This window comes from Leifsonia sp. ALI-44-B (genome assembly GCF_001984125.1).
Taxonomy (GTDB): Bacteria; Actinomycetota; Actinomycetes; order Actinomycetales; family Microbacteriaceae; genus Okibacterium.
In genome coordinates this window covers 699,950-722,949 of sequence record NZ_MTQL01000006.1, presented here as the reverse complement: position 1 = coordinate 722,949, position 23,000 = coordinate 699,950, and the positions used below count along the sequence as shown (strand labels likewise).

The 23,000-nt window shown below is 68.2% G+C and carries 21 protein-coding genes and 1 tRNA gene; 17 read left to right on the top strand and 5 right to left on the bottom strand.

All coding sequences use genetic code 11. The features are described 5' to 3' along the window. The first annotated feature begins 50 nt into the window (after nt 1-50). The 9 genes from ALI44B_RS04365 to ALI44B_RS04325 all read left to right on the top strand — a co-directional run bounded on the left by ALI44B_RS04365 (nt 51) and on the right by ALI44B_RS04325 (nt 9,924). Nucleotides 51-1,496: an aminopeptidase P family protein gene (locus ALI44B_RS04365; RefSeq protein ID WP_077053976.1), complete on the top strand. Its 1,446-nt coding sequence runs from the start codon at nt 51-53 to the stop codon at nt 1,494-1,496. 15 nt (nt 1,497-1,511) lie between these two features. Beyond that, nucleotides 1,512-2,204: a GntR family transcriptional regulator gene (locus ALI44B_RS04360; protein ID WP_077053465.1), complete on the top strand. Its 693-nt coding sequence runs from the start codon at nt 1,512-1,514 to the stop codon at nt 2,202-2,204. 132 nt (nt 2,205-2,336) lie between these two features. Beyond that, nucleotides 2,337-3,521, top strand: a complete 1,185-nt coding sequence (locus ALI44B_RS04355; RefSeq protein WP_077053464.1) for an NAD(P)/FAD-dependent oxidoreductase — start codon at nt 2,337-2,339, stop codon at nt 3,519-3,521. Beyond that, on the top strand, nt 3,521-3,844 hold the full coding sequence (locus ALI44B_RS04350; RefSeq protein ID WP_077053463.1) for a (2Fe-2S)-binding protein: 324 nt from the start codon (nt 3,521-3,523) through the stop codon (nt 3,842-3,844). The genes ALI44B_RS04355 and ALI44B_RS04350 overlap by 1 nt, the downstream gene beginning before the upstream one ends. Then, the gene (locus ALI44B_RS04345) at nt 3,841-5,445 is read left to right on the top strand and encodes an FAD/NAD(P)-dependent oxidoreductase (protein ID WP_077053462.1); all 1,605 of its coding nucleotides are present in this window, start codon (nt 3,841-3,843) and stop codon (nt 5,443-5,445) included. The genes ALI44B_RS04350 and ALI44B_RS04345 overlap by 4 nt, the downstream gene beginning before the upstream one ends. Nucleotides 5,446-5,529: 84 nt before the next feature. Next, nucleotides 5,530-6,447 carry a dihydrodipicolinate synthase family protein gene (locus ALI44B_RS04340; RefSeq protein ID WP_077053461.1) on the top strand — a complete coding sequence of 306 codons (918 nt, stop codon included), beginning with the start codon at nt 5,530-5,532 and terminating at the stop codon, nt 6,445-6,447. 46 nt (nt 6,448-6,493) lie between these two features. Next, on the top strand, nt 6,494-7,495 hold the full coding sequence (locus ALI44B_RS04335) for a proline racemase family protein (RefSeq protein ID WP_077053460.1): 1,002 nt from the start codon (nt 6,494-6,496) through the stop codon (nt 7,493-7,495). Nucleotides 7,496-7,521: 26 nt separating this feature from the next. Next, nucleotides 7,522-9,051 carry an aldehyde dehydrogenase (NADP(+)) gene (locus tag ALI44B_RS04330; RefSeq protein ID WP_077053459.1) on the top strand — a complete coding sequence of 510 codons (1,530 nt, stop codon included), beginning with the start codon at nt 7,522-7,524 and terminating at the stop codon, nt 9,049-9,051. A gap of 183 nt (nt 9,052-9,234) precedes the next feature. Then, nucleotides 9,235-9,924 carry a hypothetical protein gene (locus ALI44B_RS04325; protein WP_077053458.1) on the top strand — a complete coding sequence of 230 codons (690 nt, stop codon included), beginning with the start codon at nt 9,235-9,237 and terminating at the stop codon, nt 9,922-9,924. 156 nt (nt 9,925-10,080) lie between these two features. On the opposite strand, the gene ALI44B_RS04320 is transcribed toward ALI44B_RS04325, so the two are convergent. Next, nucleotides 10,081-10,449: a VOC family protein gene (locus ALI44B_RS04320; protein ID WP_077053457.1), complete on the bottom strand. Its 369-nt coding sequence runs from the start codon at nt 10,447-10,449 to the stop codon at nt 10,081-10,083. A gap of 62 nt (nt 10,450-10,511) precedes the next feature. Here ALI44B_RS04320 and ALI44B_RS04315 point away from each other — a divergent pair, with 62 nt between their 5' ends. Then, nucleotides 10,512-10,961, top strand: coding sequence for a MarR family winged helix-turn-helix transcriptional regulator (locus ALI44B_RS04315; protein WP_077053456.1), 450 nt, complete (start codon nt 10,512-10,514; stop codon nt 10,959-10,961). 107 nt (nt 10,962-11,068) lie between these two features. Beyond that, nucleotides 11,069-11,374, top strand: a complete 306-nt coding sequence (locus tag ALI44B_RS04310; protein ID WP_079727317.1) for a hypothetical protein — start codon at nt 11,069-11,071, stop codon at nt 11,372-11,374. 71 nt (nt 11,375-11,445) lie between these two features. On the opposite strand, the gene ALI44B_RS04305 is transcribed toward ALI44B_RS04310, so the two are convergent. The 3 genes from ALI44B_RS04305 to ALI44B_RS04295 are packed head-to-tail and all read right to left on the bottom strand — an operon-like array spanning nt 11,446 to nt 14,939. Next, nucleotides 11,446-12,372: an alpha/beta hydrolase gene (locus tag ALI44B_RS04305; protein ID WP_077053455.1), complete on the bottom strand. Its 927-nt coding sequence runs from the start codon at nt 12,370-12,372 to the stop codon at nt 11,446-11,448. Nucleotides 12,373-12,405: 33 nt separating this feature from the next. Further along, nucleotides 12,406-13,122 (bottom strand): response regulator, encoded by a 717-nt coding sequence (locus ALI44B_RS04300; RefSeq protein ID WP_077053454.1) that lies wholly within the window; start codon nt 13,120-13,122, stop codon nt 12,406-12,408. Beyond that, nucleotides 13,119-14,939 carry a sensor histidine kinase gene (locus ALI44B_RS04295; protein WP_077053453.1) on the bottom strand — a complete coding sequence of 607 codons (1,821 nt, stop codon included), beginning with the start codon at nt 14,937-14,939 and terminating at the stop codon, nt 13,119-13,121. The genes ALI44B_RS04300 and ALI44B_RS04295 overlap by 4 nt, the downstream gene beginning before the upstream one ends. Before the next feature lie 180 nt (nt 14,940-15,119). Here ALI44B_RS04295 and ALI44B_RS04290 point away from each other — a divergent pair, with 180 nt between their 5' ends. From ALI44B_RS04290 to ALI44B_RS04280, 3 genes are read left to right on the top strand one after another with little or no spacing between them, the layout of a single operon-like run. Next, nucleotides 15,120-16,550 (top strand): cation:dicarboxylate symporter family transporter, encoded by a 1,431-nt coding sequence (locus tag ALI44B_RS04290; protein WP_077053452.1) that lies wholly within the window; start codon nt 15,120-15,122, stop codon nt 16,548-16,550. Nucleotides 16,551-16,594: 44 nt separating this feature from the next. Continuing rightward, nucleotides 16,595-17,224: a TetR/AcrR family transcriptional regulator gene (locus ALI44B_RS04285; protein WP_077053451.1), complete on the top strand. Its 630-nt coding sequence runs from the start codon at nt 16,595-16,597 to the stop codon at nt 17,222-17,224. Continuing rightward, on the top strand, nt 17,221-18,900 hold the full coding sequence (locus ALI44B_RS04280) for an MDR family MFS transporter (protein WP_238592053.1): 1,680 nt from the start codon (nt 17,221-17,223) through the stop codon (nt 18,898-18,900). The genes ALI44B_RS04285 and ALI44B_RS04280 overlap by 4 nt, the downstream gene beginning before the upstream one ends. Before the next feature lie 83 nt (nt 18,901-18,983). Here ALI44B_RS04280 and ALI44B_RS04275 read toward each other — a convergent pair whose 3' ends face one another. Further along, the gene (locus ALI44B_RS04275; protein ID WP_077053450.1) at nt 18,984-19,622 is read right to left on the bottom strand and encodes an MBL fold metallo-hydrolase; all 639 of its coding nucleotides are present in this window, start codon (nt 19,620-19,622) and stop codon (nt 18,984-18,986) included. 108 nt (nt 19,623-19,730) lie between these two features. Between ALI44B_RS04275 and ALI44B_RS04270 the strand changes: the two genes are divergently transcribed. The 3 genes from ALI44B_RS04270 (at nt 19,731) to ALI44B_RS04260 (ending at nt 23,000) form a co-directional block, all read left to right on the top strand. Beyond that, nucleotides 19,731-19,803: transfer RNA gene (locus ALI44B_RS04270), tRNA-Glu, on the top strand. A 268-nt stretch (nt 19,804-20,071) separates the two neighbouring features. Beyond that, entirely contained in the window at nt 20,072-21,700 is a 1,629-nt protein-coding gene (locus ALI44B_RS04265) for an ABC transporter substrate-binding protein (RefSeq protein ID WP_077053449.1), read from the top strand. Nucleotides 21,701-21,896: 196 nt separating this feature from the next. After that, nucleotides 21,897-23,000: an ABC transporter permease gene (locus tag ALI44B_RS04260; RefSeq protein ID WP_077053973.1), complete on the top strand. Its 1,104-nt coding sequence runs from the start codon at nt 21,897-21,899 to the stop codon at nt 22,998-23,000.

The following is a 23,000-nucleotide window of genomic DNA, read 5'->3' as shown; positions in this document are numbered from 1 at the left end:
CGGTAACGGCCGGGCAAGCCCCCGCCGAGGCATCCGCAACCGCGTCGTCGATGCCGGCCCCCGCGACGAAGGATCCGCGCCTGCCGCGTCTCACCCAGGTTGCGGCATTCCGCGACTTCATGGCAACGGGCTGGGGCACCCCCGACCGCACGCCGCCGACCGTCGACGGTGTGGCCGCCGCATCCGCCCAGCACCGCGAACGCCTGTCGGGCGCCTTCCCGGGCCGCACGCTCGTCGTCGCGGCGGGCCGCGCACCCGTGCGCAGCAACGACGCCTATTACGAGTTCCGGCCGGACAGCAACTTCTTCTGGCTCACGGGCTGCACGGCCGAGGATGCCGTCGTCGTGCTGTTCGCGCGGGGGAGCGGCCACGATGCGGTCCTCTATATTCCCGCCCCCGCCTACCCCGGCGAGACCGGCTTCTTCGCCGACGCCGCGCACGGCGAACTGTGGGTCGGCTCTGCTCCCGGCTTCGGCGACTGGGCTGAGGCGCTCCAGGTGACGGTGCGCGATCTCGCGTCGCTCGACTCCGACCTGGCCGGCGAACGCGACGTTCTCGCGACCCTGGCCGGGGCCCACGTGCACGAGGCGCTGACGGGGGTCCAGGCATCCGCGGCCCTCTGGCAGACGCTCTCAGAGCTGCGCATGATCAAGGATGAGTGGGAACTCGGCCAATTGCGCCACGCCATCGACGCCACGGTCGGCGGCTTCGAGGCCGTCATCGGCCAGTTCGACGAGGCCATCGCGGGCGGCGGCGAACGCTGGTTGCAGGGCACGTTCGACCGCCACGCGCGCACCCACGGCAACGGCGTGGGCTATTCGACCATCGTGGGCTCGGGCGCGCACGCCCCGACGCTGCACTGGGTGCGCTGCGACGGCGACGTGAACGAGGGCGAAGCCATCTTGCTGGACATGGGCGTCGAGGCGCGCTCCTTCTATACGGCGGATGTCACGCGCACCTTCCCCGTCTCGGGCACGTGGAGCACCGAACAGCGCGCCGTGCACGATCTGGTCGAGCGCTCGCACCGCGCGGGTCTCGCCGCCGTCGGCCCCGGCCGAGCGTGGACAGACTTCCACACGGCCGCCATGGAGGTCATCGCGCAGGGCCTCGACGACTGGGGCCTCCTGCCCGTGTCGGTCGACGAGGCGTTGAGCGCCGAGGGCCAGCAGCACCGCCGCTACCTGGTCTGCGGCATCGGCCATCACCTCGGTCTCGACGTGCACGACTGCGCCAAATCGAGCTACGACGCCTACCAGGGATCGACGATGCAGGCCGGCATGGTGCTGACCGTCGAACCCGGTCTCTACTTCCATTCGTTCGACGAGACCGTACCCCCCGAATTGCGGGGCATCGGCGTGCGCCTCGAGGACGATATTCTCGTAACACCGTCGGGCTCCGACGTCTTGTCGGAGGCGCTTCCCATCGACGCGTCCGGAATCGAAGAATGGATGCGTCGGCACCGCGCCGCCCCGACCGGCTCCCGCACGGCGGGCTGAGAGGGGATACGCACCGTGACCATCACGTCGCTCCACCGAGCGGAGCAGCCGGCGAGCCTGCGCGCGCAGGTCGAGAAAACGCTATCGGCCGCCATCATCTCGGGCGAATTGGCCCCCGGCACGCTCGTGTCGGTGCCGACGCTGGCCGTGCAGTTCCGCGTGTCGGCGACGCCCGTGCGCGAGGCCATGCTCGATCTCGAGAAGCGCGGTTTCGTCGAATCGGTGCGCAATAAGGGGTTCCGGGTCACGGCAGTGAGCGACGAACACCTGCGCCAGATCGTCGAGGTGCGGCAGCTGCTCGAGCCGCCCGCCATGGAGGAGCTCGCACGCCGGGGCTTCAGGGATGAGGCCCGCGAGCATGCGGCGCGTGCCGATGCCATCGTCGCGGGTGCGCAGACGGGCGACCTGAAGGCCTACCTCGAGGCCGACCAAGTCTTCCACCGCGAGTTGACGGCCCTGCTCGGCAATCCGCTGCTTACCGAGATGGTGTCCGACCTGCGCAGCCGCACGCGGCTCGTGGGCCTGGCGGCCATGCTCGAGAGCGACCGACTGAGCGAATCCGCCGCGGAACACCACGAATTGCTCGGCTATCTCGTGGCCGGCGACGCCGAATCCGCGGGCGCGCTCATGCACCGGCACATCCATCACGCGCTCGGCTGGTGGTCGGGCCGGGCCGAAACGGTCGAGGACGACCTCGCCGTCTTGTAACGCGCGCGTTACACGTCGGGGTCATTCCGGCGAAAACCGGTGCACTCCGAGTAAATGTGTGACATATTACTGAGAAGACAGAGACGCGGCACGGATGCCGGGACGAACGAGCCGAACGAAGGGGGCGGGAGCATGACAACGGACGTCATCATCGTCGGCGCCGGCATCGTGGGCGCCGCGACGGCTCGCTCGCTCGCCCGCCGAGGCCTCTCGGTGCTCGTGCTCGATCGCGCGGCCGCGGCCAGCGGAACGAGCGCCGCCGGGGAAGGCAACCTGCTGCTCTCGGACAAGGGCGCGGGCCCCGAGCTCGTCTTGGCACAGTACGCCTCGTCGCTCTGGCCGACCGTCGCCGCGCAACTGGCCGACGAACTCGGCCCCGACTTCCCCTCGATCGAATTCGAGCGCAAGGGCGGCCTCGTCGTCGCCACCACCGAGCAGGGCGCGGCACCCCTCGAAGATTTCGCCCGCGGGCAATTCACGGCGGGCGTCGACGCGCGCATCATCCCGACCGAGGATGCCTTCGCGCTCGAGCCCTCCCTCAGCCGCAACATCACGGCCGCGGTGTTCTACCCCGAAGACGCCCAGGTGCAACCCGTCACGGCCACCGAGGCGCTCCTGGCCTCGGCGCGCCTCGCGGGAGCCGACGTGCGACCGGGCGTCAGCGTCACGGGCGCCGTGCGGGGGAGCGACGGCCGCCTCGTCGGCGTCGAGACCTCGGCCGGGCGTTTCGACGCCGGCGCCGTCATCGTGGCCGCGGGCCCCTGGTCGGGCGAGGTCGCCGCGTGTTTGGGCGCGCCGCTGCCCGTTCGCCCTCGCCGCGGCATGGTGCTCGTCACCACCCGCATGCCGCACCGCGTCTTCCACAAGGTCTACGACGGCGACTACTTCGGCGCCACGCAGTCGAGCGACGCGGCCCTGCAGACCTCCAGCGTCGTCGAATCGACGGCGGCCGGCACCGTGCTCATCGGGTCGAGCCGCGAACAGATCGGCTTCGACGACAGCCTGCGCGTCAATGTGCTGGCCGAGGTCGCCGCCAAGGCCCTGCGGCTCTTCCCATTCCTCGAGACGGCCAGCGCCATGCGCGCCTACGGCGGATTCCGCCCGTTCATGCCCGACCACCTGCCGCTCGTGGGTGCAGACCACCGGCTGCCCGGGCTGTGGCACGCCACGGGACACGAGGGCGCGGGCATCGGGCTGTCGCTCGCGACCGGCGAACTCCTGGCCGACCAGCTGACGGGCGCCGCAACATCCATCGACGCCGCGTCGTTCCAGGTGTCCCGGCCGAGCCTGGCCCCGTTCCTCGAGGAGGTGGCGTGATGGCCGCGCGCATGATCCGGGCATCGAACGATCCCGTGCAACCGCTCGGCGCCGACCGCATCGGGCTCACGCTCGACGGCACGCCCCACGAGGGTGTGCGTGGTCAGACGATCGCCGGAGTGCTGCTGGCCGAAGGCGTGCTGTCGTGGCGGCGCACGAGCGTGGGCGATTCGCCGCGCGGCGTGTTCTGCGGCATCGGCGTGTGCTTCGACTGCATCGTCGAGGTCAACGGGGTGCGCGACATCCGGGCCTGCCAGCGGCGTGCGCAGGACGGCGACGTGGTGCGCACGCAACACGATGAACTTCCCGAGGTGACGTCATGACGGATGCTCGACACGTGCTCGTCGTCGGTGCCGGCCCGGCCGGTCTCGCGGCGGCCGAGTCCGCGCTCGCCGCAGGGGCCCGGGTGACGCTGCTCGACGCCTCGGATGAACTGGGCGGACAGTATTGGCGGCACCTGCCGTCGGCTCGTCCGGCGGCCCACGAGGAACGGCTGCACCACGGGTGGCAGGGGTTCGTGCGGCGCCGGAGCGTCTTGGCGCAGCATCCCGACTGCACGATCGTGACCGAAGCTCAGGTGTGGGCGCTCGAGACCGGGGATGCCGCTGCTGCGAGCCCCGTAACCGTGCACGTGCTCGTCGGCCCGCCCGACGGAACCGACCGCACGCCCCAGACCTACCGCCCCGACGCCCTCGTGCTCGCGACGGGTGCCCACGACCGCACGCTGCCGTTCCCCGGATGGCAGTTGCCCGGTGTCTATTCGGCCGGCGCGGCTCAAGCCCTCGCCAAGGGGGAGCGCGTCTCGATCGGCGACCGCGTCGTCATCGCCGGCGCCGGGCCGTTCCTCCTGCCCGTGGCCAAATCGCTCACGCAGACGGGTGCGCGGGTCGTCGGCGTCTTCGAGGCGTCGACCCCGGCTCGCCTCCTGCGCGGCTGGTCGTCGAAACCCCTCGAACTCATTGGTGCCCGCGGCAAGGCCCCCGAACTCGTCGAGTACGCGCTCGGGCACCTGCGCCACCGCATCCCGTACCGCACCGGCTGGGCCGTCGTCGAGGCACACGGCACCGACCGCGTCCAAAGCGTCACCGTGCAGAAGGTGGATGCCTCATGGGTCCCCATCCCGGGAACGCGTCGTCGCATCGCGGCCGATGCCGTCGCCGTCAGCCACGGTTTCACGCCGCGCCTCGAACTCGCGATCGCCGCGGGCTGCGACATCACCTCGGACCGTTTCGTACGCGTCGACGACCTCGGCCGCACGAGTGTTCCGGGCGTCTTCGCCGCGGGTGAGATCACGAGCATCGGCGGCGCCGACGCCGCGCTGGCCGAGGGCAGCGTGGCGGGACACGTGGCGGCGGGCGGTGATCCGGCAGACGTGTCGCTGCGCGCCGATCGCCGCCGCCGTCGCACCTTCACCGCGTTCGCCGCTCGGCTCGAGCGCGCCCACGGCATCCGCGGCGGGTGGACCGGCTGGTTGCGCGACGACACCATCGCGTGCCGCTGCGAGGAGGTGTCGTGCGGAACCATCCGCTCGACCGTCCGCCGCACGGCGCAGACGGGTGTGCGCTCGGTGAAGCTGACCACGCGGGCCGGCCTCGGCATCTGCCAGGCGCGCATCTGCGGGCGCACGGTCGAAGAGCTCATCCGCACGGCCGAGCACGACGCTGCGCCGGCCCACGTCTCGACGAAGGCCTCGGCGAAACACCCGGCCGTCACACCCGACGCTTCTCTGTCGGCACCCGGCGACTCCGGCACCGACCCCGTCCGCCCGCCCGTGAGCACCGATCGGCGACCGATCGTGTCACCCGTTCGCCTCGGCGAATTGGCGGGGCTCGCGGCATCCGCCCGGCCCGCACGGGACTCTCTTGACCCGCCCGATCCCCTCGACCTCCCCGACGTGCGACCCGCGCACTCGGCCGAAGACTGACCGCGGCCACCCCCGCACCGGTCACACCCACCTCCCACAGCACGACACCTTTTTCACACACATCCTCGGAAGGAAACAGCCACCATGGCCAAGAACCCCCTCAATCTCGGCGGCGTCATCGTCGCCACGACGCTCGCGTTCAAGCCCGACGACAACGCCCCCGCCGGGCTCGCCGTCGACTACGACAAGTTCGCGGCGCACTGCAACTGGCTCATCGAGAACGGATGCCGCGGCGTCGGTCCCAACGGATCGCTCGGCGAATACTCGTCCCTCACCGATGAAGAGCGTCGCACGGTCATCCAGGTCGCCGTCGACACCGTTGGCGACCGCGGCCTCGTCGTCGCCGGCGTGCACGGCGTCGGCTGGCACCAGGCCCGCCACTGGGCCGAGCTGGCCGCCGAGGACGGCGCCGACGGCGTGCTGCTCTTGCCGCCCACCATCTACCGCGCCAACCGCTCCGAGGTCATCGAGCACTACACGAAGGTCAACGAGGTCGGCCTGCCGATCATGGCCTACAACAACCCCATCGACACCAAGGTCGACCTGACGCCCGACCTGCTGGCCGAGCTCTCGTCGCTCGAGAACCTCGTCGCCGTGAAGGAGTTCTCGACCGACATCCGCCGCGTGCTCGAGATCCAGGACAAGACCGACCTCGACGTCATCGCCGGTGCCGACGACCTGCTGTTCGAGTCGCTCGTCGCGGGCGCCACCGGCTGGTTCGCCGGCTACCCGAACGCGTTCCCGCGCGAGGCCGTCGAGCTGTACACGCTCGTCACCACGGGCAAGATCGACGAGGCGCGCACGCTCTACCGCGAATTGGTGCCCGTGTTCGGCTGGGACTCGAAGACCGAGTTCGTGCAGGCCATCAAGCTGTCGATCGATGTCGCCGGCGAGAGCTACGGTGGACCCACGCGCCCGCCGCGCGGACCGCTCAGCGCCGAGAACGCCGAGCGTGTCACACACGAGACGCGTCGCGCACTCGACTACCTGGCCACGCGCTAACACTCGGCCATCCGTTCAACCGTTCGTTCACTCTGAGGAGCATCACGTGAGATCGTCTCGGGTCATCCAGGCCGTCGACTCCCACACCGAGGGCATGCCCACGCGGGTCGTCACCGGGGGAGTGGGGGTGATCCCGGGCGCGACCATGAACGAGAAACGCCTGCACTTCATCGAGCATCTCGACGATCTGCGCCTGTTCCTCATGAACGAGCCGCGCGGGCACTCGGCCATGTCGGGCGCCATCCTGCAGCCGTCCACGCGGGATGACTGCGACTGGGGCGTCGTCTACATCGAGGTGTCGGGGTGCCTGCCCATGTGCGGTCATGGCACCATCGGTGTGGCGACGGTCCTGGTCGAGACCGGCATGGTGCCCGTGCAAGAGCCCGTGACGACGATCCGGCTGGATACGCCGGCCGGTGTCGTCGTCGCCCGGGTGGCGGTGTCCGACGGTCACGCCGACTCGGTCACGCTCGAGAACGTGCCGAGCTACGTCGAGCGGCTCGACCAGGTGATCGAGGTGCCGGGTCTGGGCTCGGTGCCCTACAGCATCGCGTTCGGCGGCAACTTCTACGCCATGGTCGACCTCGACGCGGTCGGGTTGCCGTTCGACCGCTCGCGGCAGCACGACATCCTCGACGCGGGGCTCGCGATCATGGCGGCGATCAACGAACAGGCGCCGCCCCGGCATCCGACGATCGACGGCGTCGACCACTGCCACCACGTGGAGTTCATCGCGCCCGGTTCGACGGCCGAGCTGTCGCGTCACGCCATGGCGATCTACCCCGGATGGTTCGACCGCTCGCCCTGCGGCACCGGCACGTCTGCGCGCATGGCCGAACTCTGGGCGCGCGGCGAGCTGCCCCTCGACACCGACTTCGTGAACGAATCGTTCATCGGCAGCCGGTTCGTGGGCCGCCTGATCGCTGAGACGGACGTCGAGGGCGTGCCCGCGGTCATCCCGACCATCACGGGTCGCGCCTGGGTCACGGGGATGGCTCAATACCTCCTCGACCCGAGCGACCCCTTCCCCACGGGCTTCCAGCTCTAACGCCACTAGCTCTCAGGAGACACACGATGACGCACGACCTTTCCGACCCGACCATCGTCACGACCGCCGCCGATGCCGCTGCCCGCGCTCACGCCGCCTCGACGCCCTTCGCCCTCACCGATCGCGGGGCCCGCGCCGACGCCCTCGTGGCCGTGGCCGATGCCCTCGCGGCCGACGCCGACACGCTCGTGCCCGTCGGCATGCGCGAGACCGGCCTGGCCGAGGCACGGCTGCGCGGCGAACTCAACCGCACGGTCGTGCAACTGCGCCTCTTCGCCGACACCGTGCGCGCGGGGGACTACCTCGACGTGCGCATCGACGAGGCCGACCCCGGGTTCGCCCTGGGGGCCCGACCCGATCTGCGCCGCTACCTCGTGCCCGTCGGACCCGTCGTCAACTTCGCCGCCAGCAACTTTCCGTTCGCCTTCTCGGTGGCGGGCGGAGACACGGCAGCAGCCCTGGCCGCCGGCTGCCCCGTGATCCTCAAGGCTCACCCCGGGCATCCGGAACTCTCGCGCCTCACCGCTCAGGTCGTCGTGCGTGCGCTCGCCGAGGCCGGCATGCCCGACGGCACCTTCCAGCTCATCGAGGGCCAGGATGCCGGCATCGAGGCCCTACGCGACCCCCGCGTCGCCGCCGGATCGTTCACCGGATCGCTGAACGCCGGCCGCGCCCTCGCGGATATCGCCGCCTCGCGCCCCGCCCCCATCCCCTTCTTCGGCGAGCTCGGCAGCGTCAACCCGGTGTTCGTCACGGCCGATGGTCTCGTGTCCGCCGGAGGTGCGGATGCCCTCGCCGCCGGTTTCGTCGCGAGCGTCTCGGGTTCGGCCGGCCAGCTCTGCACCAAACCGGGGTTCCTCTTCGTTCCCACGGGTGCGCTTGCGCAGCTCGACGCGCCCATCCGCGAGGCCGCCGAAGCTGTAGCCGCCCACCGCCTGCTCTACCCCAAGATCACGTCGGGCTACGTCGAGCGCCGTGACACGATCCTCGGCGTCGACGGCGTGCGCGCCATCGCCTCGGGATCGGTCGAGGTCGACGACGACGGCCACGGCTGGGTCACGCCCACGATCGTCGCTGTCGACCTCGACACGCTGCGGTCGGCGGGCGAAGACCTGCTCGATGAAGCCTTCGGTCCGCTCTCGATCGTCGTCGAATACGATCCGGCCACGACCGATCTCGCCGCTCTGGTGCCCGACCTGTTCCCGGGCTCCCTCACGGCCACGGTCTATGCGGGCGACACCGAGCAGACGCCCGACCTCGACCGCCTCGTCTTCGCCCTCAGCCGTCACGCCGGGCGCGTGCTCTTCGGCGGCTGGCCCACCGGCGTCGCCGTCACCCCGGCCATGCAACACGGCGGCCCCTGGCCCGCGACGACCAACGACTCGTCCACCTCGGTCGGCACGGCTGCCCTGCTCCGCTTCCTGCGACCCGTCGCCTTCCAGAGCGCCCCCGACCGGATGCTGCCCCTCGAGTTGCGCGACGACAACCCGTCGTCGGTGCCCCGCGCCACGGCTCCTGCCGGTGAGTCCACGTCCTGGGGTTCCACCAGCGCCTAGGCCCACCCGTTCGCCGAGAAAGTCTCCAACTCCCGCATGTTTCCGGGGGTTGGAGACTTTTTTGCGCGGTAGACCAATCCGTTCAGGGGCGGGTGCCGAACCCCTATCAACACCACGCACCACAGGCACATCACACAGGCATTCCGCCCACAGCCTCACATACACGAACGAAGGATTGACACCATGCGTAAGTACATGAAGACCACTCTCGGAGTTGCTGCTGCTGGCGCTCTCGCTTTCTCTCTGGCCGCGTGCTCGACCGGTGGCACGACCACCGAGTCCAGCTCCTCGCCTTCCAGCTCTTCCTCGTCGTCGGCTGACGCGACGCCCACTCCGGTTGCGTCGATCCCTGACCTCTCGAAGGGTGTCGACACTCAGGTCGCCGTCGACGCGTCGTTCGTTGACGCTCTGACCTCGCTGGGTCTGACCCCCGGCACCGTCGGCACGGCAACGTTCACCGATGGCACGTTCTCGTTCCCGATCACGGGTGGCAACGTTGACTACTACGACCCGCAGGAGGACTACCGTCCCTACGTGCAGGGCACCATCGACCACGAGGGTTCCGGCCTGTCGTTGACCGCCGGCGCGAAGGTCGTCGAGCTCAGCAACTTCGTGATCGACCCGGGCACCTCGAAGCTCATGGGTGACGTGTCCGTCGATGGAACCGTCGCCGTTGAAGACGCCGTCCTGTTCGACCTCCACGGTGGCACGCTGAAGCCGCTCCAGATGGACGGCGACAACGCGATCCTCGAGGGCACCACGGTCCACATCTCTGACGACGCTGCTGCGCTTCTGAACGAGACCTTCGGCACCGACAAGGTCGCCGGCGGAATGCTCGTCGGTGTCGCCAAGATCACCGTCGCCACCAAGTAATTCCTCCTCCTCCCCATTCGAGCGTCACCGGGGAGCACCGCCCCGCGGTGAGTAAGACAAAAGGGCCCGTTCCGAGCAGAAGCTCAGAGCGGGCCCTTTGCCATGCGCCCAGGCGGGGCTGGCTACTCGGGGAGCGGGCCGTGCAGGGCGGGCGGACTAGGCGCGGTCGTGCAACGTCACGTGATAGCCATCCGGATCGGCGAACGTGAAGGTGCGGCCGAAGGGACCGTCGATGGGCGCCTGCACGATGGTGTGCCCGTCGGCGGCGAGCGCGTCGTGCATCTGCTGCACCTCGGTGCCGTGCAGCCAGAGGGCCACGCCGATTCCGGGCTGGGCCGCGGCGGCGAGGTCGGTGCCGGGCACGATGTCGCGCAGCGCGAAGGCGATGGGCTGGGTCTGGAAGACGACGGCGTGCGGCGGCCCGGCGGGCGAGCGCACGAGGCCGAGATACTTCTCGTAGAACGCCTGCGAAGCGTCGAGGTCGCGTACCTGTAGTGAGATGAAATCGGGTCCGGTGGCGGGCATCGTGCTTCTCCTTAGCTGGTGTCAGTTATCTGACATGCATCAATCTATGTCAGACTATTGACATGAGTCAAGACGACCCGGGCATCGATCTCGAAACATCCCTCGGCTACCTGCTGAAAGAGGCGGCGAGCGCCTTGCGCGCGGCGATGGAAGACGTGCTGCGCCCTCTCGATATGACGATCACCCACTATTCGTGCCTGGAACTGCTCGCGCAGCGGCCGGGATCATCCAACTCGGAACTCGCCCGAGGTGCCTTCGTCACGCGGCAGTCGATGAACGTGCTGCTGCAGGCGCTCGAACGCGACGGCTTCGTGACGAGGCCGAGCGAGGCTCCGGTCGGCAAGGTCCTGCCCGCGAAACTCACGCCGCGCGGCCGCCGCTCCCTCGAGCAAGCAACGGCGGCCGTCAGGTCGGTCGAGGTCAGGATGCTGAGCGGCCTGTCCGACGCCGATCGAGCCGCGGCTCTCCGCATCCTGCGCAGTATGGTCTCTTCGCTCATGGAAGGGCGATGACCTTCCGGTATGCGCGCGGTTTACGGCTCGGCCTTAGATTCAAACTCTCCATCCGTCCTGCGAGCCCTGCGTTAGAACATATGTTCGAATCGGGCTATTCTGTCGTCATGGGCACGAATCGTCGCTACGCGCATCACTACGACAAGCTCATGGAGCGACGGCTGTCCGAGATTCTCATCCGGCCCAAGCCCGTGAGCCTGAGCGACGCCGAGCTCGACGTCGAACACGATCCCGTGCGCCGGCCCGGGCAGCCGATTCCCGTGCGCGCGTGGACGCGCTACCCCGAGACCTCCGCGCGCATCGAGGGCCGGGCCATCGAGTGGACGAGTCGCGCCGTGCACATCGAGTGGACCGACTCGGATGGCGTGGTGCAGCGCGCCTGGGTCTGGTCGTCGGCCGTCGACCGCCTGTGAGGATCGGCAACGGCTACGGCTACGGCTACGGCTACGGCTACAAAGGCCGAAAGTAAGTCATCCGGCCGGCGTCAGGCGAAGAGTGCGCTCCGCAGTGCGGCCGCCTGGGCACGCCAGAACTCGCGCGACACCGGTTTGCGGGCGAAGAGCGCGTCAAAACCGTGGAACGCACCCTCGACGAGCGTGATCTCGCACGGCACACCGGCCGCCGCCAGTCGTTCGGCGTAGCGCAGGTCTTCGTCGTGGAACAGGTCGAGCGTGCCGACACCGATCCACGCGGGTGGCAAGCCCGAGACATCTTCACGCCGCGCGGGGGCGGCATACGGCGACACATCAGCCGAACCGGGTTCCTGAGCCAGATAGGACGTCCAGCCGAACCGGTTGCTCCCGGGCGTCCAGACCCGAACGTTCTTCGTGTCCATATCAGTTCGCAGAACCGTGCGGTCGTCGATCATGGGGTAGACGAGCAGCTGAAAAGCGGGCCGGATGTCGCCCCGGTCATGGGCATACAGAGCGAGACCGGCCGCCACACCGCCGCCCGCGCTCGCGCCGCCGATAGCGATACGGGACGCGTCGATGCCCCGCTCGGTAGCATGCTCGACCAGCCAGGAGAGCGCGGCGTACGCATCCTCGACGGCGGCCGGCGCCGGGTGGGCCGGAGCGAGCCGATAGTTCACGCTCGCCACCGTGATGCCCAGCGTGCGCGCGAACGCGATATTCGAGGCCTCATCCTGCAGGTGATCGCCGAGCACCATGCCGCCGCCGTGGATCCACAGCAGGGCCGGCGCCACACCGTTCAGGATGCGCGGGCGATAGAGCCGCACGTTCACCGGGGGAGCGCCGTTCACACCCGGCACCTGCACGTCGTCGATCAGCATGTCCTCGGGGATACCCCGTTCGCGTCGCCCACCCCGTTGCGCCAGCGTCGCCAGCCGGGGCCCGACCGACACCGGCGGGATGAAGCGGCCGATCGCGAGATCGGGATGGAAGACAGTCATGCGGGCTCCTTCAGCATCGATTCTCGAAGTACATCACGAACGGGCTGTCGAGACCCAGCGAAACTCCACCTCCGGGCGGCCGGGGGTCCCATAGCGCGCGCCGCGTTCGACGACGCCGGAGTCCGCGAGGTGCTCCACATATCGGCGGGCGGTCACCCGCGAGAGGTTCAACCTGGCCGCGATCTCCGAGGCCGAAAGGCCCTCCGAGGTGCGCAGCAGCGCGATCACGCGGTCGAGCGTCTCACCGGCCAGGCCCGTCGGCAAAGTCTCGCGGCCGGGCGTCCGCAGGCTCGCGATGCCGCGGTCGATATCGCGCTGCGTCGTCGCGCCCGACGCCTCGTCGAAGCTCTGCCGGAACGCCAGATAGCCCTGCATCTTGTCGGCGAAGGCCCGAAAGGTGAAGGGTTTGATCAGATATTGCACGACACCCAGCGAGACGGCCTGCCGCACGGTCTTTACGTCGCGTACGGCCGTGATGGCGACGACGTCGATCTCGAGGCCGGCGGCGCGGATGCGGCGGCACACGTCGAGCCCGTGCAGGTCCGGCATGGTGAAGTCGAGCAGAACCAGATCGATGGATGCCGTGACGTGCGGCCCCTCGGAGGCGCTGTCGCGCAGCATCCGGATGGCCTCGGTGCCGCTCGTCGCCACCCCCGCCAGCTCGAACCCGTCGAGACGGCGCACATATTCGGCGTGGGCCTCGGCCGTCAGAGCCTCATCGTCGACCACGAGAACTCGAACGTCGGTCACGATTCCCTCCCCGTCTGCGCCGCGGAAACGGCGAGCGGCAACCGCACCTCGAAGGTCATGCGATGGCCGTCCTCTCCCTGCAGAACCGCGATCGACCCGCCCGACCGCACGACGGCCTGCCGCACGAGCGCCAACCCGATGCCGCGCCCGAACCCCTTCTCGTCCTCCTTCGACGTCGTCCCGCGTTCGAAGATCTGCGCGGTGTCGAGACCTGCTTCGACGAGGGGACGTCCGCGCCCGCTGTCCGACACGCGCAGCACCCCGTCGGCCGCCAGCTCGATCCGCACCCACGGCTTCTCGGGCCGGAACTCCTCCGTTCCCGCAGCGGCCGTCGATCCAGCGGCCGCCACAACCGACGCGGCCGCCGCATCCATGCCGTTATCGATCAGATTGCCCACGATCGTCACCAGATCATCGGGTGGCACGGCCACATCACCCGCGCCCTCCTCCCACTCGACCACGAGCCGAATGCCGCGCTCCGATGCCTGCGCGGCCTTCCCGAGCAGCAGCGCCTGCAGCACGGGGTTGGTGTCGCCCGCGATGAGGTCGTCGGCGAGCGCCTGCCCGCGGTCGAGCTGATCGGCCGCGAAGTCGATGGCCTCGGCCGTGCGCCCGAGTTCGAGCAGCGATACGACGGTGTGCAGCCGGTTCGAGTGTTCGTGGGTCTGCGAGCGCAACGCATCGGTGAGCGTGCGGGCGGTCTCGAGTTCGCCCGCCAGCCGCCGCAGGTCGGTGTGATCGCGCAGCGTCGTCACGGTTCCGAGCGGGCGGCGCGTCGAACGCGACCCACCCGTGCTGTCCCAGGCGACCTCCTGATTCACCACGAGCACGCGGTCGCGCGTCACGACGACGCGGTCCACGACCACCTCGCCGGATCCCAGGATGTCGTCCAGCTCGGCGGGTAGGTCGAGCGCGCCGAGGAGCACGGCATCCGTGTCGCGCGGGTCCGCACCCGGGCGACTCTCCTGCGGCAACCCCAGCAGTTCGGCGGCCTCGTCGTTGAACAACACGAGCCGTTTCGCCGGGTCGACCAACAGCAGCCCCTCGTGAAGCGCGTGCAACACACCCTCGTAATAGCCGAACATCCGCGCCATCTCTTCGGGCCCGCGCCCGCGCGTCACCCGGCGCAGATACCGCGACAGCAGCCACGACGCCGCGGCACCCGCCACGATCGTCAGCGCGGCCGCGCCCAACACGATGGGCAGCCGCGATTGCAGGGCATCCGCCACCGACGCCACCGTGACGCCGGCCGACACGAGCCCCACGATCTGAGGAGACGTCACGGTCGCGCCATCCGACCCGCCCGTCTCGCTCGGCCCGGCCGGCAGCTCGGCATAGACGGGCGCCACCGACCGCACCGACGGCCCGAGCGTTCCCGCATACGTCTCCGAGAAGGTGCGCCCCTCGAGCGCCGGCCCGATCGTGCCGATGAAGGGGCGCCCGATCTCGCCGCGGTCCGGGTGCGTGTAGCGCGTGCGGTCGGGCGCCATGATGGTGATGAAATCGGTCGACGTGTCGCGCATGAGCTTCTCGGCATAAGGCTGCAGGGTCGCACTCGCAGCAGCGGCAGAAGCCGCAGAAGAAGCCGCAGCGGGCCCGGCCGCCGTCGACGCGCCGGCCAACGCATCCTGCACGAACGGGTTGTCGGCGATGGATGCCGCGACCGCCCGGGTGTGCGCGGCCGCATCCGCCTCGGCATCCGATCGGGCGTCGAGCCACAGCCACACCGACACGACGGCCGACACGAGCACCACGAACACGAGCTGCAGCGCGAACAGTCGCGCCGAAATACTCCAGCGTCGAAACAGGGATGTCATGGCCGCTCTCACTCCGTCGGAAAAGTCTGCTCGCTTCACGATAGAGCGCCCGCCCCCGACCCGCCCGCCGCGCGGCGAGAACAATATGAACACAACGTCGGGGACCACTCGGAGCCGCCGCACACTGGGGACCAACGTGATCGCCGTCTACGAAGAAGTGACGGCGGAGGAGGAACTCTCATGGCAACGACGCATCGCATCCCCCCGCTTGGCCGCGGCCAGAAGCCGCGCAGACGGCTCGACCGCTCGCACTACCTCTACATCTTCGTGATCGTGGCCGTCGCCGCGGGCATCACGGTCGGCCTCACGACCCCCGATTTCGCCGTCGGGCTCAAGCCCATCGGCGACGGCTTCGTGGCGCTGATCAAGATGATGATCGCGCCCATCATCTTCTGCACCATCGTGCTCGGTGTCGGTTCCATCGCCAAGGCGGCGACGGTCGGCAAGGTGGGCGGCCTGGCGCTCGGCTACTTCATCATCATGTCGACGTTCGCGCTCGGCATCGGCATGGTCGTCGGCAACCTGATCCACCCGGGCGACACGCTCAACATCCAGGGCGCGAGCTACGACACCTCCGAGCTGAAATCCGAGTCGACCACTGACTTCATCCTCGGAGTCATCCCCACCACGCTCATCTCGTCGTTCACGTCGGGCAACATCCTGCAGGTGCTCTTCGTCGCCCTGCTCGTCGGGTTCGCGCTGCAGAAGATGGGGTCGAAGGGTGCCCCCATCCTCGACGCGATCCGTCAGATCCAGGCGCTCGTGTTCCGGGTGCTCGCCATGATCATGTGGGTGGCTCCCATCGGCGCCTTCGGGGCCATCGCGGCCGTCGTCGGGGCCACGGGCGTGCAGGCGCTCATCGGTCTCGGCACGCTCATGATCGCGTTCTACATCACGTGCATCCTGTTCATCGTGATCGTCCTCGGCGGCATCCTGATGCTCGTCACGCGTGTCAACATCTTCCGCCTCATGAAGTATCTGGGCCGCGAATACCTGCTGATCGTGTCGACGTCGTCGAGCGAGGTGGCGCTGCCGCGGCTGATCGCCAAGATGGAGCATGTGGGTGTGTCGAAGCCCGTCGTGGGCATCACGGTGCCGACGGGCTACTCGTTCAACCTCGATGGCACGGCCATCTACCTCACCATGGCGTCGCTCTTCATCGCCAACGCTATGGGAACCCCGCTGTCCCTCGGCGAGCAGATCTCACTCCTGCTCTTCATGATGATCGCGTCGAAGGGCGCGGCGGGGGTCACGGGCGCCGGGCTCGCCACGTTGGCCGGCGGTCTGCAGGCGCACCGCCCCGACCTCGTGGATGGCGTGGGCGTCATCGTCGGCATCGACCGCTTCATGTCAGAGGCCCGCGCCCTGACCAACTTCACGGGGAACGCCGTCGCCACGATGCTGGTCGGCACGTGGACGCATCAGATCGACCGCGACCAGGTGCGCGAGGTGCTGGCCGGCCGCCGCCCCTTCGACGAGAACACCATGAGCGTCGACGACCACGGCGACCCGGGGGAGCGCGCCTCCATCGACCGCGTCGACTCCGACGGTGCGGATGCCGCCACGCCCGCACCGGCCGACACCCCCGTCCCCGCCGCCGCAAAGGGCTAACTTTCACGTTGTGAAAGATTGCACACTGTGCAAAAATCGGAGGCGTGACACAACCCGGACTTCGTGAGACCAAGAAGCAACGAACCGCCGCGGCCATCGAGGCCGCGGCGGTTTCGCTCGTGCACGCCAACGGCTTCGAGTCCGTCACGGTCGAGCAGATCGCCGAACGCGCCGACGTCACGCCGCGCACCTTCTTCAACTACTTCCGCAACAAAGACGACGCCTTCCTCGGTGTGCACCGCGAGCGCGAGCCGCTGCCCGAGGTCGACCTGGCCGACTACTCCGGGGCTGACACCCTCACGGTCGTCATCGACGTGTTCCGGCAGAAGCTCCGCGCGCTCGACCGCGACGGGGACGCCTCCATCCAGAGCGTCAACAAGAAGCGCCACGAGGTGCTGGCCCAGCATCCCGAGCTCTTGCAGCGCGAATTCGAGAAGATGACCTCGCTCGAGCGTGACTTCACGTCGTTCGTCACCGATGTCATGCGGCGCCAGGGTCACACCGAGGCCGAGATCGCACGCGATTCCTACACGATCCTCGCGATCATGGGCGCGTTCTTCCACCAATCGTTCCGTTCCTGGGGCGAAGACCTGGGCGGCGAGCCCCTCGCCGTCCACTTCGACAGAGCCGTCGAGAACACCACCAGAATCCTTCGAGATAGGGAAACAGCGTGACGAATCACGACAGCACGACGGCTCAGCCGCCCACCGATGCCAGTAGGAAACGAGCCAGGAACGGCGCGCCGGGCGACGCCTCCTCGGCGACCCCGCAGGTCAAGGTCATCCCGATCCTGATCGCCCTGATGGTCGCGATGTTCCTCTCATCGCTCGACCAGACGATCCTCGGCACGGCGCTCCCCACCATCGTGGGCGACCTCGACGGCGTCAACCACATGCTCTGGGTCGCGACGGCCTACATCCTGGGCGTCACGATCGTCATGCCCGTCTACGGCAAGCTGGGCGACCTCATCGGGCGCAAACCGCTCTTCATCGCGGCGCTCTCGATCTTCGTGGTCGGTTCGATCGTCGGCGGTTTCGCCATGGACATGCCGTGGCTGATCGCGGGTCGCGCCATCCAGGGCATCGGCGGCGGCGGGCTCATGATCCTCGCGCAGGCGATCATCGCCGACGTCGTGCCCGCGCGGGATCGCGGAAAATACGGCGGCTTCATCGGCTCGGTCTTCGCCCTGTCGGCCGTCATCGGCCCGCTGCTCGGCGGTCTCTTCACCGATGTGCTCACGTGGCGCTGGGCCTTCTGGATCAACGTTCCGCTCGGCATCGCGGCCATCGTCACGGCCATGGTCTTCATCAAGCTGCCCAAGGTGCAGCGCGAGAAACCGCAGCTCGACATCCTCGGAACGGTCTTCATCGCCATCGCGACCACGAGCCTCGTGCTCGTCACCTCGTGGGGCGGTACCGAATACGACTGGGATTCGCCGCTCATCATCGGCCTGATCGTCTCGACCGTGCTGTTCGCGGGCCTGTTCATCTGGGCCGAGACGCGCGCGCCCGAGCCCATCATCCCGCTGCACCTGTTCCGCGACCGCAACTTCACGATCACGACGATCGCCGGCCTCATGATCGGCATCAGCATGTTCGGTGCCATCGGCTACATGCCCACGTTCCTGCAGGTGGTCAACTCGGTCAACGCCACGCAATCGGGTCTGCTGTTGCTGCCCATGCTCGGCGGCCTCATGCTGACCGCCATCGGCGGAGGTTTCCTCATCACCAAGACGGGCCGCTACAAGTGGATGCCGATCTCGGGCGCCGCGCTCGTGATGGTGGCGCTCGCGCTGTTCGCCACCATGACGGCCGATACGTCGCCGTGGCTGAGCGGCACCTACCTCGCCATCCTCGGTCTCGGCCTGGGCCTGTCCATGCAGGTTCTCGTGCTCATCGTGCAGAACTCGGTGCAGCACAAAGACCTGGGCACGGCCACCGCGGCCAACGCGTTCTTCCGCGAGATCGGCGCCACGTTCGGCTCGGCCATCGTCGGCAGCTTGTTCGTCTCGCGTCTGACCACGCAGCTTGCTGAGCAGCTCCCGGCCGGCGCTCCCGTCGGCGACACCAACGGCCTTACCCCGGCGGCCATCAACGCCTTGCCCGGCCCCATCCACGACGCCGTTGCGGATGCCTACGCCAGCGCCCTGGGCCCGGTCTACCTGATCCTCGTGCCCCTCATGTTCGTCGCCTTCGTGCTGCTGTTCTTCGTCAAGGAGATCCCGCTGGCAACCACGGTCGCCGTTCCGGAGGGCCAGCCCGTCGAACCGGGTGCGGGCGCCCACCTGGCGGCCTCCGAAGCTCGCGGCGACGACACGGTGTCCTCCGGCGGGTCGCACCGCATCCCTTAGGTCGTCCCACCCGCAACACCCCTGACACGGCGAGGGCCGGATGCCTTAGCATCCGACCCTCGCCGTTGTCGTTCTCTCGCCCGCTACAGGTCGAGGCTCTCGTTGGGCTGCACCGCGAAGTACTCGCCGCCGCCCTGCTCGGTCGCCCACTTGAGGCGGTCGTTGCCCATGTCCTTGCCGGCCTTCGACAGCACCATCTCGTGCACGGGGAATGCGCGCTTGGGCTTCACGGCGAGCACATAGTCGATGGCCTCGCCGATCTTCAGCCACGGGGCACCCACGGGGGCGGCCAACAGGTCGACCTCGATACCCTCGGGCACGTCGAGCGCGTCGCCGCCGTAGAACAGGGTGTCGTTGATGAGCACGCCCACGTTGTCGATCACGGGGATGCTCGAGTGGATGACGGCGTGCTTGCCGCCGAAGAACCGCAGCCGGAAGGGGCCCACCTCGACGGCGTCGCCCGCCTGCACCACGTTGATGGGCAGATCGGGGGCGGCCTGCGCGAGGCCCGCCGGACCGAAGATCTGCACGTCGGGGTTCTTCGACACGATGCGCTCGATCTGCTCGGGCGTCCAGTGGTCGGGGTGCTCGTGCGTGATCACGATGGCGAGGGTGTTGGCCACGTCGGTGAGGGGAGTGGTGAACATGCCGGGGTCGACGAAGAGCTTCTTGTTGGTGTCTTCGAGCAGTAGTCCGGCGTGTTCCAGCTTGGTCAGTCTCATGGTTCGAGCTAACCCCTCCGCGCGGCCGTGAGCAAGCCTCGCCGATGCCTCCTCGCTCGATTTGCCCGGTGCCTCGAATCCGTGTCATAATCGTCAAGTTGCAAAAACGGCCCCATCGTTTAGCGGCCTAGGACGTCGCCCTCTCACGGCGGTAACGCGGGTTCAAATCCCGCTGGGGTCACGAGTGAATTCATTCACGAAACGCAGCATCAAAATCCCCCTCTTCGAGAAATCGCAGAGGGGGATTTTTTCATGCCCAATTGCGGTCGATCCCAGGTTTCCGGCCATTGTTCGGCAGGTTACGGTCATGTTATTTCCGTGCGCCAAACGCCGGAATGACCGACGTGGGAGCGCGATCTGTGTAAGCATGATCCCCAACCACAGCAAAGCGGCCGCGGTTGAACTGTGCCCGTGCCGCGCCTTGCCACCCCAGAAAGAGGTAGACGGATATGACATCCGCTTCACGCACCGGTCGCCGAATCGCAGCCGCCACAGCAGGCGTCGCAATTGCAGCGCTCACCCTCTCCGGCTGTGCCGGAGGATCCAGCTCCAACTCGTCGGGCGGCTCCAAGTCGCTCACGATCGGCACCACCGACAAGGTCACCACGCTCGACCCCGCGGGTTCCTACGACAACGGTTCGTTCAACGTGCAGAACCAGGTGTTCCCGTTCCTCATGAACACGCCGTCGAACAGCCCCGACGTCGAACCCGATATCGCCGAGTCGGCCGAGTTCACCGCGCCCACCGAGTACACCGTGAAGCTCAAAGAGGGCCTCAAGTTCGCCAACGGCAACGAGCTCACCGCATCCGATGTGAAGTTCTCGTTCGACCGCCAGCTGAAGATCGCCGACGAGAACGGCCCGTCCTCGCTGCTCTACAACCTCGAAAAGACCGAGGCGCCCGACGACCTCACCGTCGTCTTCACGCTGAAGAGCGAGAACGACCAGGTCTTCCCGCAGATCCTCTCGAGCCCCGCCGGCCCGATCGTCGACGAGGATGTCTTCTCGGCCGACGCTCTCACGCTCGACCAGGACATCGTGAAGGGTGACGCGTTCGCCGGTCAGTACACGATCGCAAGCTACGACTTCAACAACCTCATCTCCTACAAGGCCAACCCCGAGTACAAGGGCCTGCTCGAGAAGGCGAAGACCGAGACGGTCAACGTCAAGTACTACGCCGAGTCCTCCAACCTCAAGCTCGAGGTGCAGGAAGGCAACATCGACCTGGCCTACCGCAGCCTGTCGGCCACCGATGTCGAAGACCTCAGCAAGAACAAGAACGTCAAGGTCCACACCGGTCCCGGCGGCGAGACCCGCTACATCGTCTTCAACTTCGACACGCAGCCGTTCGGTGGCACCACCGACGACGCCGACCCGGCCAAGGCTCTCGCCGTGCGCCAGGCCGTCGCCGACCTGGTCGACCGCGACGAACTCGCCGACGAGGTCTACAAGGGCACCTACACGCCCCTCTACTCCTACGTTCCGGACGGCCTCACGGGTGCCACCACGGTTCTGAAGGACCTGTACGGCGACGGTGAGGGCAAGCCCGACCTCGACAAGGCGAAGAAGGTTCTGGCCGACGCCGGCATCACGGAGCCCGTCGAGCTCAACCTGCAGTACTCGAACGACCACTACGGTCCGTCCTCGGGCGACGAGTACGCGCTCATCAAGTCGCAGCTCGAAGAGTCCGGCCTGTTCACGGTCAACCTGCAGACCACAGAGTGGGTGCAGTACTCGAAGGACCGCACGGCCGACGTCTACCCGCTCTACCAGCTGGGTTGGTTCCCGGACTACTCCGACGCCGACAACTACCTGACGCCGTTCTTCCTCACCGAGAACTTCCTCGCCAACCACTACAGCAACACCGAGGTCAACGACATGATCCTCAAGCAGGCTTCCACGCCTGATGCTGCCGAGCGCACGCAGCTCATCGAGGACATCCAGGCCGCCGTGGCCGCCGACCTGTCCACCCTGCCGCTGCTGCAGGGCGCCCAGGTCGCCGTTTCGGGCACCGACGTCGACGGCGTCACGCTCGACGCGTCGTTCAAGTTCCGTTACGCCCCGCTCAGCAAGGGCTAACAACTCCCGACGGATGCTTCCTCTCGGGGGAGTAGCCGACGGACCAGCCGGTCAGCCGGGGTCGATCGTTCACGCGGTCGGCCCCGGCTCCGGTCGGCCCGGCTCGTTCCACCGCTTCACCGCTCCACCGTTCCGCCGCTCCACCCCCTCACACAGTTGAGTGCGGCCCACGCCGCACAGAAGAAGGGTCATCCTCCTGAGCTCCACACTCGCGGATGCCGCAGCCGCTCCGGCCGCGCCCGCACCACAGTCTTCGTCCCGGGCGAAGAAGCGTCGATCGGGCGGCCTCGGCCGCTACATCCTGGTCCGCTTCCTGCTCATCATCCCCACCGTCTTCATCCTCGTCACGCTCGTGTTCCTGCTCATGCGCACGACGGGCGACCCCATCACGGCGGCCCTCGGCGGTCGTCTCTCGGGCGCCCAGCTGCAGGAGCGCATCGTCGCGGCCGGTTACGACCGCCCCGTGATCGTGCAGTACTTCGAGTACCTCGGTCAGATCTTCACGGGCAACTTCGGCCAGACGATCAGCGACAACCGCCCCGTCATCGAGGTCGTGCTCACCTACGGCGCCGCCACCCTCGAGCTCGCGTTCTACGCGCTCATCGTGGCGTTCATCGTGGGCATCCCGCTCGGCATGGTCGCGGCCTACTTCCGCGACCGGTTCCCCGACGCCGTGCTGCGCATCCTCGCCATCCTGTTCTATGCCACGCCCGTGTTCTTCGCGGGTCTGCTGATGAAGCTCATCTTCGCGGTGCAGCTCAAGGTGCTGCCGGTGTCGGGCCGGGCGACGACGTCGTCCGAGCTCGAGCTGCAGTTGCTCGAGGGCAAGACGGGTATCTACCTGATCGACGCCCTGCGCTCCGGCAACCCCGACGTCATCGGCGACGTCTTGGCCCACGCCATCCTGCCCGGCATCACGCTGGGTCTGCTCACGGCGGGCATCTTCCTCCGGCTCGTGCGCACCAACATGATCGGCACGCTCTCGACCGACTACGTGGATGCCGCGCGCTCACGGGGCGTCGGCGAGCTCCGGCTCGTGCGCAAACACGCCTACCGTCCGGCGCTCATCCCCATCATCACGGTCATCGGCCTGCAGATCGCCCTCCTCCTCGGCGGAGCGGTCCTCACCGAGACCACGTTCGAGTGGAAGGGTCTGGGCTTCCAGCTGGCCGAATACCTGCAGGCGCGCGACTTCGTGGCCGTGCAGGGAATCGTCGCCCTGCTCGCCGTGATCGTGGCGCTGACCAACTTCATCGTCGACGTCATCGCGGCGCTCATCGACCCGAGGGTGAGGTACTGA

What these genes read in the sequence shown, in the direction of transcription:
- ALI44B_RS04295 (WP_077053453.1), bottom strand. Translation starts at nt 14,939, where the DNA reads ATGACATCCCTGTTTCGACGCTGGAGTATTTCGGCGCGACTGTTCGCG.
- ALI44B_RS04315 (WP_077053456.1), top strand. Translation starts at nt 10,512, where the DNA reads ATGAGTCAAGACGACCCGGGCATCGATCTCGAAACATCCCTCGGCTAC.
- ALI44B_RS04330 (WP_077053459.1), top strand. Translation starts at nt 7,522, where the DNA reads ATGACGCACGACCTTTCCGACCCGACCATCGTCACGACCGCCGCCGAT.
- ALI44B_RS04325 (WP_077053458.1), top strand. Translation starts at nt 9,235, where the DNA reads ATGCGTAAGTACATGAAGACCACTCTCGGAGTTGCTGCTGCTGGCGCT.
- ALI44B_RS04355 (WP_077053464.1), top strand. Translation starts at nt 2,337, where the DNA reads ATGACAACGGACGTCATCATCGTCGGCGCCGGCATCGTGGGCGCCGCG.
- ALI44B_RS04345 (WP_077053462.1), top strand. Translation starts at nt 3,841, where the DNA reads ATGACGGATGCTCGACACGTGCTCGTCGTCGGTGCCGGCCCGGCCGGT.
- ALI44B_RS04275 (WP_077053450.1), bottom strand. Translation starts at nt 19,622, where the DNA reads ATGAGACTGACCAAGCTGGAACACGCCGGACTACTGCTCGAAGACACC.
- ALI44B_RS04310 (WP_079727317.1), top strand. Translation starts at nt 11,069, where the DNA reads ATGGGCACGAATCGTCGCTACGCGCATCACTACGACAAGCTCATGGAG.
- ALI44B_RS04365 (WP_077053976.1), top strand. Translation starts at nt 51, where the DNA reads ATGCCGGCCCCCGCGACGAAGGATCCGCGCCTGCCGCGTCTCACCCAG.
- ALI44B_RS04340 (WP_077053461.1), top strand. Translation starts at nt 5,530, where the DNA reads ATGGCCAAGAACCCCCTCAATCTCGGCGGCGTCATCGTCGCCACGACG.
- ALI44B_RS04350 (WP_077053463.1), top strand. Translation starts at nt 3,521, where the DNA reads ATGGCCGCGCGCATGATCCGGGCATCGAACGATCCCGTGCAACCGCTC.
- ALI44B_RS04265 (WP_077053449.1), top strand. Translation starts at nt 20,072, where the DNA reads ATGACATCCGCTTCACGCACCGGTCGCCGAATCGCAGCCGCCACAGCA.
- ALI44B_RS04320 (WP_077053457.1), bottom strand. Translation starts at nt 10,449, where the DNA reads ATGCCCGCCACCGGACCCGATTTCATCTCACTACAGGTACGCGACCTC.
- ALI44B_RS04305 (WP_077053455.1), bottom strand. Translation starts at nt 12,372, where the DNA reads ATGACTGTCTTCCATCCCGATCTCGCGATCGGCCGCTTCATCCCGCCG.
- ALI44B_RS04290 (WP_077053452.1), top strand. Translation starts at nt 15,120, where the DNA reads ATGGCAACGACGCATCGCATCCCCCCGCTTGGCCGCGGCCAGAAGCCG.